Here is a 14,225-nt window from a genome sequence, read left to right on the forward strand (position 1 = left end):
TTTTTTTATGCCTGATTTTATTCATGTCGAAATAGCTTTTTATTGATGTACATCAAGATGAATTGTTAAATAAGATAATTACATTTGCAGCTTTAATAAACATTTAAAAATTTACAATGAAAAAAATATTCTTATTAGCAGTTTTAGCTAGTGGATTAGCTTTCGGGCAGGCAAAAAAAGTAGTAAGCTCTGATGTTCACTGGTGGGGTTATAAAGTTGCTAAATCTCAGGCAAGTTCTCATGACGGTACTATTACTGTAAAATCAGGAAACATCGTAATGAAGGGTAGCGAAATTGCTGGAGGTTCTTTCGTTTTAGATATGAATTCTATCAACGCAACTGATGTTTCAGGAGAAATGCAAGGAAAATTGAACGGTCACCTTAAAAACGGAGATTTCTTCGAAGTTGAAAAATTTCCTACGGCAACATTCAAAATTACATCAGTAAAGAAAAACAACGATAAAACATATAATCGCATCGTTAGTGGAGATCTTACGGTAAAAGGTAAAACAAACCCAGTTTCTTTCCCAGCAAACGTTACTGTGAAGGATGGAGCGGTTACTTTAACTTCAGATAAATTCTCTTTCGACAGACAAAAATTTGATGTTGCGTACAAGTCTTCAATGAAAGATGTTTTTGTGAAAGATGAGATAGAAATGACCGTTAAGGTGAGTGCAAAATAAATTATTCAAAAAAATATTATTAAAAGTGTAGAAGTTCTACACTTTTTTTTATTTTTGTTGAATTGTAAATAAAATATAATGAAAAGATTACTATTGTTTGTTATGATGTGTGCAAGCATATCATTTGTTTTTGCTCAGAAGAAAGGAGATAAAGTTTCAAAAGTGATAACATCCGAAATAAAATGGTGGGGACATAAAGTGGTAAAAACTAAAGCTTCGTCTCACTACGGAAGTCTGAAACTGAAAAGCGGTAAGTTTAATTTCGATAAAACGGTTTTAGTAGACGGTGAGTTTGTAATCGATATGAGAAGTCTTATTGTTGCAGATGTTTCAGGTGATGATCAGGTGAAACTGACTAATGAATTGAAAGGAACCAATTTTTTCGAAGTTAAAAAATTCCCTACTGCTAAGTTTCATTTAAAGAAAATCATCCCTCTTGCAAACAGCGAGTACAATTCTACCATTGTAGGTGATATCACAATCAAGAATATCAGAAAAACAATTTCTTTCCCTGCAAACGCGCATATTACGCAATTTACAGTAGAGATTGAGTCTTCAAAATTCTCTTTAAACAGAAAAGATTTCAAAATTGTTTACCAAAATTCTTTGAAAGATTATTTCATCAAAGACGAAATGGATATTCAGTTTAAACTTTCTACTCAGAAAATTGATAACGAAAGACCTTTATAAGGTTAAAATTATAATAAATACAAAGGACTGCTTTTAGATAAGCGGTCCTTTTTTTATTTTAGCTAATCAATTACTCAGGAATCGTTGACTAATTGTTTTAAATTAAAAAGAATCGGGTGAAAATATATGTAATAAGCGGTCTTGGTGCAGATTTTAAAGTTTTGGAACGTTTGCAGTTTCCAAAAGAGCATGAAGTGGTTTTTATCGATTGGCTGATTCCGGAAAATAGTGAATCTTTTAGTTCTTATGTTGAAAGAATGGCTGAAAAAATCGATACTTCAGAACCCTTTTATCTTTTGGGATATTCTTTTGGCGGAATTATGGTTCAGGAAATTGATAAAGTAAAACCAGCTCAAAAAGTCGTTATTCTTGGAAGCATCAAATCTGATAAAGAAAAATCTAGGTTAATCAAGATGGGAGAGTTTACAAGAATCCCGAAATATCTTCCTGTAGGTTTCTTTAGCGACCGCACTTCTCAGCTTTATGCCAAGTTTAGGCAAATGATAGATTCAAAAAATCCAAAAGTGATTGAGTATTTTCAGGTTCGCGATCCTTATTATCTGAAATGGTCTGTAGAAAGAATTTCTGAATGGAAATTTGATGAAAATCCTCATGTGATCCAGATTTTGGGTGACCTAGATATTGTTTTTCCACTAAAAAATTCAAAACCAGATTATATCATTAAAGGAGGTACTCATCTTTTTCCGGCAACAAAACACAAAGAAGTTTCAGTGCTTTTGAATAAAATATTTATTTAAATTGGATTTCGTGTTAATTTTATAGGGGTTATTGTTTTAAATGTGTGTTTTTATAAAATTTATTTTTAATTTTGATGGGGTTAAGAATTAAATTTGTAGAAATTACTGTTTTGGTAATTTGAAAAACACTAAAAAATAAAAACTCTTATGAAAGTTGGATTAAAATGGAAAGTTTCATTTGTTGTCATTTGCATTATAGCAATCGGTGGTCTATTCTTCAGACCGGATGTTGATATTCCCAATACCGGAGATTTTCTAAGTGAAAAAGAAATTGTCGGTTCAGATGTAGCCTGGATTCTTGCCGCAGCAGGTTTAGTTTTACTGATGACTCCCGGTTTGTCATTTTTCTATGGCGGAATGGTCGGGAAGAAAAATGTAATTTCTACGATGCTTCAAAGTTTTATTGCTCTTGGAGTAATTTCTATTTTATGGATTGTCGTTGGTTTTTCCCTTTCCTTCGGAGAATCTATTGGGTTTGAAATCGACGGCATTCATTACGGGATTATCGGAAATCCTTTTACTTATCCTTTTTTTTATCATGTAAGTATTTATCCTCATAAAGCGATGGCTTCAACCATTCCGTTTGTTTTGTTTGCGCTTTTTCAGATGAAATTTGCGGTCATTACTCCGGCTTTAATTACGGGATCGTTTGCGGAGAGGGTTCGATTTATTTCGTATTTAGTTTTCATGGTATTATTCAGCCTTTTCATTTACACACCGCTTTGTCATATGGTTTGGCATCCGGAAGGACTTTTAAATAAATTTTTCGGAATTAAAGATTTTGCTGGAGGTACCGTTGTTCACATGAGTGCAGGTTTTGCGGCTTTGGCAGGTGCCATTGTTTTAGGACGAAGAAAAAATCCACACCATGAACCGTCAAATATTCCTTATGTAATCCTCGGAACAGGAATGCTGTGGTTCGGATGGTTTGGTTTTAATGCAGGTTCGGCTTTAAGTGCTAATGCAACTGCTGCGATTGCTTTTGGTACAACAACGATTGCTTCGGCTTCAGCAATGATGACCTGGATCTTTTTTGATAGAATTAATGGACGAAAAGTTTCTGCTTTGGGAGCATGCATTGGTGCGGTTGTGGGTTTAGTGGCAATAACTCCAGGTTGTGGTTTTGTTTCTATTCAGGAAAGTATTTTTATCGGTTTTATTTCTGCAATTGTTTCTAATGTGATGGTCAATTGGAAAGCTTTAAAAAAGATTGACGATACGCTTGATGTTTTTGCCTGTCATGGAGTAGGAGGAATTATGGGAATGATTCTTACCGCAATTTTTGCTCACGGCGAAAACGCAAGTCTTCTACACGGAGGATTCGGAGTTTTTGCACATCACATGATAGCATTGATTCTGGTCTCGCTTTTTGCATTTTTCGGCTCAATGCTTTTGTATAAAATTACAGATAGAATTATTACCTTAAGAGTAAGGGAAGATTCAGAAGAACAAGGACTTGATATGTCACAGCATAGCGAAAGTTTGAAATGGTAGATGAGTTTTAAATCTATATGATTTTCCCGAGCTGATTTAGCAGATAGCACTGATTTGTTTTGGTATTTTAAATAGGCTAAATTACTTTAATCAATGCCAATGTCATTCAAAACGATTCTTTACAAAAGTACACTTCCATGGAGTGGTGCCAGGTTTTACATTATGATTAATTGTTTCCATTCTAAGATATTTTCAATGTATATTTGCTTTTCATGAAATTGGAATTTAATTTATGGAATCAATATCGGTTTTTGAAATTATTAAAGTAGGAATAGGTCCGTCTAGTTCGCATACAATGGGACCTTGGAATGCAGCTTCTGCATTTATCAGAATCATAAAAAGAGAAAAATCAATTGCTGAGGTGAAAGAAGTTTTTCTTGAATTCTTTGGTTCATTGGCAAAAACGGGAATTGGTCACGGAACCGATATTGCCGGAATGTTGGGTTTAAATGGTGAAGATTTTAAAACCATTGATACTACAAAGATTGACGACATTGTTGCTCATATCAAAGAATCCCAAATCATTAATTTGGGTGGAGAAAATGAAATTCCATTTATTTACGGACATCATTTGGTGTTGAATATGTCTCAAACTCTTGATTATCATCCAAATGGAATGATTTTTAAAGCAATTTTTGAAGATGGAACCGAGCTTGTTCAGGATTTTTATTCTGTCGGTGGTGGTTTTATTATGAGTCAGGAGAAAAACTCTATTGAGAAACAGTGTGTACGTACTATATATCCTTGCCATCATGGTTCTGATATCGTAAAATATTGTGAAAAATTAGGTTTCAGTAAAATTTCAGATTTAATTTTAATTAATGAAGAAAGCTGGAGAACACAAGAGGAAACAAGAAAAGAGGCACTTTATATCTGGGAACAGATTAAAGAATGTATTTATAAAGGAGTCAATAAAGAAGGTATTTTACCGGGCGGATTGAATGTTACCCGTCGTGCAGCGGGAATCAATAGAAAACTTTTAGGAGATAAAATTTACAAAAATAAAGACGAGTGGTTTCAGCAGGTTGTAGATGCTGAAGAAAATTTCACCAACATCAATAAATGGATTTCATGTTTTGCTTTGGCAGTAAACGAAGAGAATGCTAGTTTTGGAAGAATTATCACGGCGCCAACGAATGGAGCGAGTGGGGTAATTCCGGCGGTTTTAATGTATGCTCAGGCTTTTACAGATGCTGTAAGTGAAGATGATATTGCCAGATTTATTTTGGTTGCAGGAGAAATTGGAACTTTATTTAAGAAAAATGCGACTATTTCTGCAGCAATGGGTGGTTGTCAGGCAGAAGTCGGAGTTTCTTCGGCGATGGCTGCAGCTGGCTTAACGGAAATTTTAGGCGGAAGTGTCGGCCAGGTTTTAATGGCAGCGGAAATTGCGATGGAACATCATTTAGGTTTAACGTGTGACCCGATTAAAGGATTGGTGCAGATTCCGTGTATCGAAAGAAATACAATGGGCGCAATCAAAGCGATTACTGCAGCAAATATTGCTTTAGAAAGTGATCCTACAAAAGCTAAAGTAAGCTTAGATCAGGTGATTCAGACGATGTGGGAAACTGCTTTGTCGATGAATGACAGATTTAAAGAAACATCAGAAGGTGGTTTGGCGATTGCGGTGAATGTACCTGAATGTTAACATAAAATACTAGAAACAAAATAAAAACGTCCTGATGATTTAATTAACATCAGGACGTTTTGGTAAAAGGATTTAGAAAAATATTCAGAACCTTTTCGTGATCAATTTATTTCTTATCAAAAACAAGTGTATTTCCGTTTTGAATAAGAGTAAGTTGTTTCTTTTCGGGAGAAAAAACGATTTCTACATCGATATTATTATTTTTAAATTGATTTCCTTCGGAGTATTCTAACGGAAATGAAGGCTGATCTGCTAACTGAGCAAAAAGATTTTCATCTTTTATGAAGATTTTAAAATCTACTTTAAGATCTTTAGAATAATAAGTTCCTTCATATTTTTGCAGTTCTTTTTCAGAAACTTTTTTTAGTTCTGTAAACTTTGGATATTCATATTCCTGGTCGTAAACCAGATTGATAATTCCTAAAAAGACCTCTCTGTGTGCTAATTTTTCACCGTTAATAATGGTTGATATCGAATACTTTTCAGTAGGGCTGTAAGAAACAAGCGAATGAGTTCCTGCTGTATCGCCACCGTGTCCGTAAGAAATTTGATTGTAAAAAGGAACAGTCATTACACCCAATCCAAAAGGTTTTCCTGATTTAGGCAGCATCTTGTCTAATGTTTCTTTTTTTACGAATTTATAATCAAATAAAGCATTAACGAATAAATTCATATCATAGGTTGTAGAAGTAATATCACCCAAACCGATGCAGTTACGGAAATCAAAATCTTCTACTTCTGTCCACTTTCCGGTAGTGTTTTCATACGATTTGAAGATGTTTTTTTGATTGTCTAAAACCGAGAACGTATTCTTCATATTACCTTTACTCGTAATGTTTTCTTTTAGTAAAACATGGTATGGTTTTTTAGCAATTTTCTCTAAAATTCTGCTTAAAAGATAATATCCTGAATTTGAATATCTCTCTTTTTCTCCGGGCTGAAATTCTACACCGTGTTTTTTGATAGTATCTAAAATAGCTTTGTCACCAACTGTTTTTCCAAATAACCACGGTCCTGCATAATCACCCAATCCGCTTGTATGGTTCATTAAGTTTTCTAAAGTGATTTTATTGGCATTCGGAACCTCAGGATAATATTTTGAAAGCTTGTCATCCAATTTCAGCTTGCCTTTTTCTTCCAATTGCATCAGCATAACTGCGGTAACTAATTTACTGATAGAGCCAATTTGATATCCTGTATTAGAATCCCATTTTACATTTTGTAACTGATCTTGTCCGAAACTTTTTTGGTAAATTTCTTTTCCGTTTTGGAAAACAGTAATGCTTCCGATTCCTTGTCTGTTTTGAGTAATATAATTTAAAAAAGCATCAATTTTTGCTGTATTAATGCCATTTTTACTGATTCCTTTTATTTTTTCATCTTTCGGATTAGGTTTTTCTTTTCCATCATTTTTATAGAGACTGAGAGGAAAAGATCTCGAATTTTGCGTGAAAGTTCCTTCAAAATGATCTGTTTTATATTGCCCTTTGTAGGATGCATTCAAAGCTTTCATTTCAAAAACTAATTCGCTGTTTAAGAATTCGGTTTTATCAACAGTGATAATTTGATCGCCTTGTTTCGGGCTTTTCGCTGTAGAGACGTAGGTGTTATTTTCTTTCTTTACGTCAAGAACTAATGGAAGTGTCATTCCGCCTAAATCGAGCTCTCCTTTCCAAGAACCTGTTATTTCTTGGGCGTAAAAAGTCTGTGCCAATACAATCAGCACTAATAATAGTTTGGTTTTCATGTTTTTAAATTTTTAGATTAAAATATAATCTGGCTTACAATTGTGATTACGAGTGATACAAATGCAAATAGCACAATGTGTTGCCATTTTTTGATATTGGTTGCGGTTTTAAAGCCATTATAATAAAGTACAATGCTGTAAACAAGAAGAATTAAACTTATAAATCCCCAAATAGTCACCATTGTCATATCTACAATTGAGATGTTTTTAGGGGTGTTTATGTTTTCAGAAAGGTTGTCTACTGCTTTTTTATAAAATGATAATCCGTTTACAGGAATCATCACCATTAAAGGTATTTGAGAAATTAATACAGTGTTTAAAATATCAATAAATCTTGTTTTACCGTTTAAGATTTTAGCCAAAATAAAAAGAATAACAACTGCCAAAATATAACTTAAACTATTGATTTTTAATATGTCCCAAATTCCTTGATCTTCATCTAGATTTGAATAATGAAAAATACTGTCGTTGGCAAAGTCTACATAATAACAACTAAAAATATTGAGTCCAAAAACGAGTATTCCGGTAATCAAAAGTTTCTTTTCATCAAACTTCAAAAAAGGATTAAAAATAGTTTTCCAGTTCATCGATATGTTATTTTTTTAAGTGATCAATTTTTTTAATAAGATCGTCCATTTTATTTCTCATCGTTGGGTAAGACAATTCTGCCTGTTTCGCCATTTCTTTGATACTTCCACTGGAAAGAAAAAAATTAAGGATAAAATCCTGTTCGTCTCTGTTGAGTTTTAAAAAAACCGGCAGTTCATAATCTCCGTTTACATTGGTTCCGCAATCGGGACATTTCATTTGGCTTACATTGAGCGTGTGATCACAACTCGGACAAATTATAGGAAGTTTCATTAACTTTTGTTTTTACAAATGTAATATTATTTTTAATAAAGTTAAAAAATATTTTAATAAAGTTAAATTTTAGTTTTGATTTAAAACTAAAAAACTTCCCGATTAGGAAGTTTTTATTGCTTAAAAGTCTTTATTTATCGAGTATTCCGCGAATTTTATTAGCGTTGGTAATCAATTCTTCCAGATATTCAAAATTATCTTTTTCTAAAGCAGATTTGAATTTTCTGAGTTGGGAAATATGTTCGTTTAAAACATCGAGTACATTTTCTTTGTTTTGTTTAAAAATAGGAACCCACATTTCAGGATGAGATTTTGCCAAACGAACGGTGCTCGAAAACCCCGAACTCGCCAACTGGAAAATGGTATCTTCTTCTTTCTCTTTCTCTAAAACCGTGTTGGCTAAAGCATAAGAAGTAATATGTGAAATATGTGAAATATACGCGGTGTGAATGTCGTGATCATCGGCATTCATGTAAATTAAATGCATGTCAAGACTTTTCACGATGTTTTCTACCAATTCTAAAGCGTCTTCTGCAGATTCTTCACGATTACAGATCACTCCGGCTTTTCCTGAAAAACTTTCAGCAGCTGCCGATTTCGGGCCGTGGTTTTCGGTTCCCCACATTGGGTGAAACGCGACAAATCTTGATCTTTTCGGATGGTTTTTTACCGCATTTACAATTCCTGATTTTGTAGAGCCAACATCCATCACAGTTTGCTGATCCGAAATTAAATCTAAAACTTCAGGAAGAATTTTCCTCGCCGAATCTACAGGAATGGCAATGATAACCAAATCTGAGTTTTGAATTCCAGTTCTTAAATCTGCTTTTTCATTGATGATATTTAAGGTTAAAGCTTCATCAAGATTTTCGGTATTGTTGTCGATTCCGTAAATGAAATCTGCCGTTTTTTTCTGTTTTAATTTTAAGGCGATTGATCCACCGATTAATCCTACACCAATGATACTTATTTTCATTTGTTTAAATTTAAAAATAAAAAAACCTCGCCAAAGGACGAGGTTTTAGTTATATATACAAGAAATCCTTATCCCAGATCTGAGTTAAAAATTCCGTAATAATATGTCTTGTTTGTATTCACAGGGCAAATTTAAGAATTTTTTCTGAAAATATTGTTGTTTTTAGAGTCATTTTCTTTTGACTTAGGAAGCTGTAGCGTTAAGAAAAATAAAATTTATTCCGTTAAAAAATTCCCACTGTTTGAGGACGACCAAATATTGAGCTGAAGAATAATATTGAATTCGTACGAGTTTTGGGGATTTTAGGAATAAATTCTATTTTTTAGCGGAAGATTCCAGTCTTGAACTTTTGGTACTTTTACTTCAAGGTAAAAGTACATTATCATAAAAAAAATAATTAAAAAAAAAAAGAACTTGGCTACTCTTGATTAGTCTTTATCTTTGACCGCTCATCCCGATTTCATATATTTGTTGATTATTCAAAATATGGAGGCAACACAAGATAAAAGGCTTTTTCTCATCGATGCATATGCGATGATTTTCAGAGGATATTATGCATTGATCAGAAGTCCGAGAATTACAAGTACAGGAATTGATACATCAGCAATTTTTGGTTTTACGAATTCTTTGATTGAATTAATTAGAAGAGAAAAACCGACTCATTTGGCTGTTGTTTTTGATGTAGGCAAGGCAAGTGTACGAACAGATGATTTTGCAGAATACAAAGCCAACAGAAGTGAAACTCCAGAAGCGATAAAAATTGCAATCCCATATCTTCACAGGATTTTAGATGCGATGCATATTCCTTATTTGGGTGTTGAAGGTTATGAAGCTGATGATATTATAGGAACCATTGCATGTAAAGCTGAAAAAGAAGGATATACCACATTTATGGTAACTCCAGACAAAGATTTTGCGCAGTTGGTGACTGATAAAATTAAAATGTATAAACCATCTTCAAAGGGTGGCGAAATAGAAATTTTAGGTGTCGAAGAAATTAATGCAAAATACGGAATTAAAGACCCAAAACAGGTGATTGATTTTCTTGCCATGATGGGTGATGCCGTCGACAATATTCCGGGATTAGATGGTGTTGGTGAAAAAACGGCGATGAAATTCTTACAGGAATTTGGAAGCATTGAAAATCTTTTAGCCAATACAGATAAACTGAAAGGTAAAATCAAAGAAAAGATCGAGGCTTCAGCAGAACGTGGAATTTTATCTAAAAAATTAGCAACTATTATTTGTGATGCACCGGTAGAATTTCACCAAGAACAATACGATCTAGAAACACCAGATTTTGAAAAAGTAAAAGTTGTTTTTGATGAAATAGAATTTACAAGATTATACGAAAATCTTTACCGTGCTTTTGCCCCATCAGAAATTGCAGCAGCAAAATCTAATGAAAAAAAAGAAACAGAGACGCACATTTCACAAACTCCTCAGCAAAAAGTAGCAGCCAATGTTGGCCAGCTCGATCTTTTTGCAACTTATGAAGAGCTTGATCAAGCAACGTCCACAAAATCTACGATTACTAACAATGACCATTTGTACCAGTTTGTAGACAATCCGAAAGCGCAGAAAATTTTAGTTCAAAACTTATTACAGCAAAAAGCAGTTTGTTTCGATACAGAAACTACTTCTTTAAACGAGCTGGAAGCAGAATTGGTAGGGATGAGCTTTTCTTATAAGAAAGGTTTGGCATATTATATTCCGTTTTCAGAAGATCAGGGTGAGGTTTTGCAAACGTTGGAAATTTTTAAACCATTTTTTGAAAAAGAAGATTTGGTAAAAATTGCTCACAACCTGAAATACGATTATAAAGTTCTTCAAAAATATAATATTACCGTAAAAGGAGCGATGTTCGACACCATGATTGCTCATTACCTTTTAAATCCGGACGGAAGACATGGGATGGATTATCTTTCTGAAGTTTATTTAAATTATAAACCCGTTTCCATTGAAACCATTATTGGTAAAAAAGGAAAAAATCAAGGCAGCTTCAGAGATGCAGATTTGCGTACGCAGACTGATTACGCAGCTGAAGATGCAGACATTACTTTTCAGTTGTATGAATTGTTTGCACCTCAATTAAAGAAAGAAAATTTAGAAGATCTTTTCTTCAATATCGAAATGCCGTTGATGGAAGTTTTAGCTAAAATGGAATTGGAAGGGATTTCTTTAGATGAAAAATGGCTGGCTCAGGAAAGTATTGATCTTGAGAACGATTTAAGACAGTTAGAATCTAAAATATTTGAAATTTCTGGTGAAGAATTCAATATGAACTCACCGAGACAATTGGGTGAGGTTTTATTTGAAAAAATGCAACTCGACCCGAAAGCTAAAAAGACAAAAACAGGACAATACGCAACCTCTGAAGATATTTTGCAGAAATTATCTTCAAAACACGAGATCATTCAGCATATTTTAGAGTACAGAACGTATCAGAAATTAAAATCTACGTATGTGGATGCATTGCCGTCACAGATTGATAAAGACGACAACCGTGTTCATACCAATTTCTCACAAACAACGGCTGCAACAGGTCGTTTGGCGAGTGTAAATCCGAATTTACAGAATATTCCGATCCGTACGTTGAGAGGTCAGCAAATTCGTGGAGCGTTTGTTTCAGGAGAAGGAAAGAAGATTATTTCTGCCGATTATTCTCAGATCGAATTGCGTTTGATTGCCGAAATTTCTGGTGAGGACAATATGATCAAAGCATTTCAGGATGGTGAAGATATTCACGCTTCTACGGCGGCAAAATTATTTAAAATTCCGTTGGAAGAAGTCTCAAAAACACAACGTGGACAGGCAAAAACCGTCAACTTCGGAATTTTATACGGTCAGGGAGCTTTTGCTTTAGCAGAACAAACCGGATTATCGAGATCAGAAGCTAAGCAAATGATAGAGGCGTATTACGAAACCTATCCGAAATTGAAAGAATACATGGCGGAGCAAGTGAAAAGAGCTCGTGATATCGGTTATGTAGAAACGATTTTAGGGAGAAAGCGTCACTTGAAAGATATCAATTCGGGGAATTTTGTTGTGCGTGCTCATGCCGAAAGAAATGCCGTTAATGCTCCTATTCAGGGAAGTGCGGCTGATGTTGTGAAAGTGGCAATGATTAAAATTGATAAAGAACTGGAAGCTCAAAATCTTCAAACCAAAATGCTTCTTCAGGTACATGACGAATTGCTGTTTGAAGCACCAATCGAAGAAGTTGAAGCTGCTACAAAACTGATTAAAAAAGAAATGGAAAGTGCCATAGAAACACAGGTTCCGTTATTAGTTGAGGTTGGAGTAGGGAAGAACTGGTTGGAAGCGCATTAACATGGGAATTAATATGACCAAGCATTTTATAAAACTATTTTGTATACTTTCTTTCTGTTTTGCTACTGCGCAGGAAAATATATATTTTGATGAAAATTGGAAAGAAACGAGTAAGGAAAATGCGAGCTTTTACAGAACCTTAAAGAGTAATCAGGGGCTATTTGAAATAAACGATTACTATATTAATGGCAATATTCAGTTTAAAGGATTTGCTTCCAATAATGTTGAACCGTTTATCTACAACGGATTGTTAACATGGTACTATATAAACGGAGAAATTGAAAGTAAGGTTAACTTTAAAGATGGAATTCAAAATGGGCTTTATGAAAAGTTTTATACTAATGGTAAATTAGATAATACGGTGATGTATCTCAATGGTAAAAGAGATGGATTGTATAGAGAATATTATGATTCTGGCGAACTTCAGGGAAAAATGACTTATGTTAATGGTAAAAAAGAAGGTAGATCTATAGAATATTATAAAAACGGAAAGGAAAAATTTGTTCGTAATTTTAAGAGTGACTCTTTAGATGGGAAATTCTCGGCTTATTGGGAAAATGGAAATCTTAAAGCTGATGGATTTTATGTGAATGGTGTTTTTCAAAATAAGTATACAGAATATTTTGAAGATGGAAAAGTAGCCGCAACAAGTAATATTATTAACGGAAAAATGGATGGAGAATATCTGATCTATTTTGATGATGGTAAACTTAAAACGCTCATTACCAATAATGAAGGAGTTATGAATGGTAAATATGAAGTTTATAACAGAAGTGGAAATCTTTTTAATAAAGGAAATGCTATGAACGGTTATCAGGAAGGTGAATGTTTCGATTATTACTACGAAGGTGAGCTGAGAAAAAAATATTTCATAAAGAACAAAAATGTTGACGGCAAATATCATGAATATTTCCGTGATAAAAAGATCTCAACTGAAGGAGAATTTAAAGATGGCAAAGCATTAAAATACAATTCAATTTCTTTGAGAAAAGAAAACGGAAAAACAGTTTCAGCAGAAATGACCCTCAAAGATGGTGTGGAAAACTGGAAATTTTATAATGATAAAATTTTAGTGGTAGAAGCATTTTATAAGGATGGATTTAAATCGGGTCTGTGGAAAATTTATTCAAAAAAAACAGGTAAACTTCTACAGACGAGAGATCATAAAAACAATCAAAAGGATGGTGAGCAGTATCTTCAAACCACAAGGATTGAAAATTTTGATCCTTTTCTGTTTCTGTCAGATAGGTTTATGCTGAAGCAATCTATTTTAGATATTAATTCAAACGACGTTCTGATTAATACTATAAATGATGAAGATCTAAATGTTTTGATATCCTCATTGTAGAATTAATTTTAAAATGAAAATGATAGTATCATGTGATACTATCATTTTTAATATTCAAACTCAATTCCTCCAACATAAGTTAAAGAAAAATCATCATTTTCCATAGATTTTGGTGTTGGAATTTGTCCTTGGCTTACAAAAACCAGAGAGTTGATGTCAAACTTAAGATTCATTTCGTTGATTCTGTTGTATAAAACCGGAAGCCACTGTTCGGCAAAAGAATATTCTGAAAAATGCTGCACGCTTTGTTCGAAACCGTATTCCATTAAATCCTGATCAAACCAAACGGTTTCCTGCGATTCTGCAAATTTTGAAATATAAGTATCATCAGATTCTTCTTCGATGTAGTAATTCTCATCTTCCTCTACAAACTGGAAAAAATCTTCTTCCGTTCTGAAATTTCCTACCCAAAAATCTAAAATCTGTCTGTCCATAGTATTTATTCAAAGCTCAAAGGTAAGAATATAGTTTTTGGATTCAAAAATTTAGATAAGTTTTGTAATTGTTTTTTCCGTCACTTCGAGTAGCGCAGCGTATTGAGAAGTTATTTATCAATTTAGTTCTCGATACAAAATTCTTGCAGAATTTCACTCCTTTAGATTTATACTAGGAAAAATAATATATTTATGTAAGAAGAGAAAAGTGTTTAAGTAAACTAAGATACACTCCGAGTAAAACTCATAG

The 14,225-nt window shown here is 33.5% G+C and carries 12 protein-coding genes; 7 read left to right on the forward strand and 5 right to left on the reverse strand.

Going from position 1 to position 14,225, the window contains the following annotated elements; translation table 11 throughout:
* Positions 1-116 precede the first annotated feature (116 nt).
* The 5 genes from B5X64_RS20370 to B5X64_RS20390 all read left to right on the forward strand — a co-directional run bounded on the left by B5X64_RS20370 (position 117) and on the right by B5X64_RS20390 (position 5,276).
* A complete protein-coding gene (locus tag B5X64_RS20370) occupies positions 117-683 on the forward strand; it encodes a YceI family protein (protein WP_079466969.1) in 567 nt (188 codons plus the stop codon).
* A 78-nt stretch (positions 684-761) separates the two neighbouring features.
* Positions 762-1,373, forward strand: a complete 612-nt coding sequence (locus B5X64_RS20375; protein WP_079466970.1) for a YceI family protein — start codon at positions 762-764, stop codon at positions 1,371-1,373.
* A 116-nt stretch (positions 1,374-1,489) separates the two neighbouring features.
* Positions 1,490-2,131, forward strand: a complete 642-nt coding sequence (locus tag B5X64_RS20380) for an alpha/beta hydrolase family protein (RefSeq protein ID WP_079466971.1) — start codon at positions 1,490-1,492, stop codon at positions 2,129-2,131.
* Positions 2,132-2,278: 147 nt separating this feature from the next.
* On the forward strand, positions 2,279-3,625 hold the full coding sequence (locus B5X64_RS20385) for an ammonium transporter (RefSeq protein WP_079466972.1): 1,347 nt from the start codon (positions 2,279-2,281) through the stop codon (positions 3,623-3,625).
* A gap of 232 nt (positions 3,626-3,857) precedes the next feature.
* A complete protein-coding gene (locus B5X64_RS20390; RefSeq protein ID WP_079466973.1) occupies positions 3,858-5,276 on the forward strand; it encodes an L-serine ammonia-lyase in 1,419 nt (472 codons plus the stop codon).
* A 106-nt stretch (positions 5,277-5,382) separates the two neighbouring features.
* Here B5X64_RS20390 and B5X64_RS20395 read toward each other — a convergent pair whose 3' ends face one another.
* The 4 genes from B5X64_RS20395 to B5X64_RS20410 form a co-directional block, all read right to left on the reverse strand.
* Positions 5,383-7,023, reverse strand: coding sequence for a serine hydrolase domain-containing protein (locus B5X64_RS20395; RefSeq protein WP_079466974.1), 1,641 nt, complete (start codon positions 7,021-7,023; stop codon positions 5,383-5,385).
* A gap of 17 nt (positions 7,024-7,040) precedes the next feature.
* Positions 7,041-7,610, reverse strand: coding sequence for a YIP1 family protein (locus B5X64_RS20400; protein ID WP_079466975.1), 570 nt, complete (start codon positions 7,608-7,610; stop codon positions 7,041-7,043).
* Between the two features lie 7 nt (positions 7,611-7,617).
* On the reverse strand, positions 7,618-7,884 hold the full coding sequence (locus B5X64_RS20405) for a DUF2089 family protein (protein WP_079466976.1): 267 nt from the start codon (positions 7,882-7,884) through the stop codon (positions 7,618-7,620).
* Positions 7,885-8,014: 130 nt separating this feature from the next.
* Positions 8,015-8,860, reverse strand: coding sequence for a prephenate dehydrogenase (locus B5X64_RS20410; protein ID WP_079466977.1), 846 nt, complete (start codon positions 8,858-8,860; stop codon positions 8,015-8,017).
* 486 nt (positions 8,861-9,346) lie between these two features.
* Between B5X64_RS20410 and polA the strand changes: the two genes are divergently transcribed.
* A complete protein-coding gene (gene polA / locus B5X64_RS20415) occupies positions 9,347-12,193 on the forward strand; it encodes a DNA polymerase I (protein ID WP_079466978.1) in 2,847 nt (948 codons plus the stop codon).
* Positions 12,194-12,206: 13 nt separating this feature from the next.
* On the forward strand, positions 12,207-13,541 hold the full coding sequence (locus B5X64_RS20420; RefSeq protein ID WP_164463441.1) for a toxin-antitoxin system YwqK family antitoxin: 1,335 nt from the start codon (positions 12,207-12,209) through the stop codon (positions 13,539-13,541).
* Positions 13,542-13,588: 47 nt separating this feature from the next.
* Here B5X64_RS20420 and B5X64_RS20425 read toward each other — a convergent pair whose 3' ends face one another.
* Complete coding sequence (locus B5X64_RS20425) at positions 13,589-13,975, reverse strand: immunity 22 family protein (RefSeq protein ID WP_079466980.1); 387 nt, start codon at positions 13,973-13,975, stop codon at positions 13,589-13,591.
* Positions 13,976-14,225: the final 250 nt, after the last annotated feature.

This window comes from Chryseobacterium balustinum, from assembly GCF_900168205.1.
GTDB lineage: Bacteria > Bacteroidota > Bacteroidia > Flavobacteriales > Weeksellaceae > Chryseobacterium > Chryseobacterium balustinum.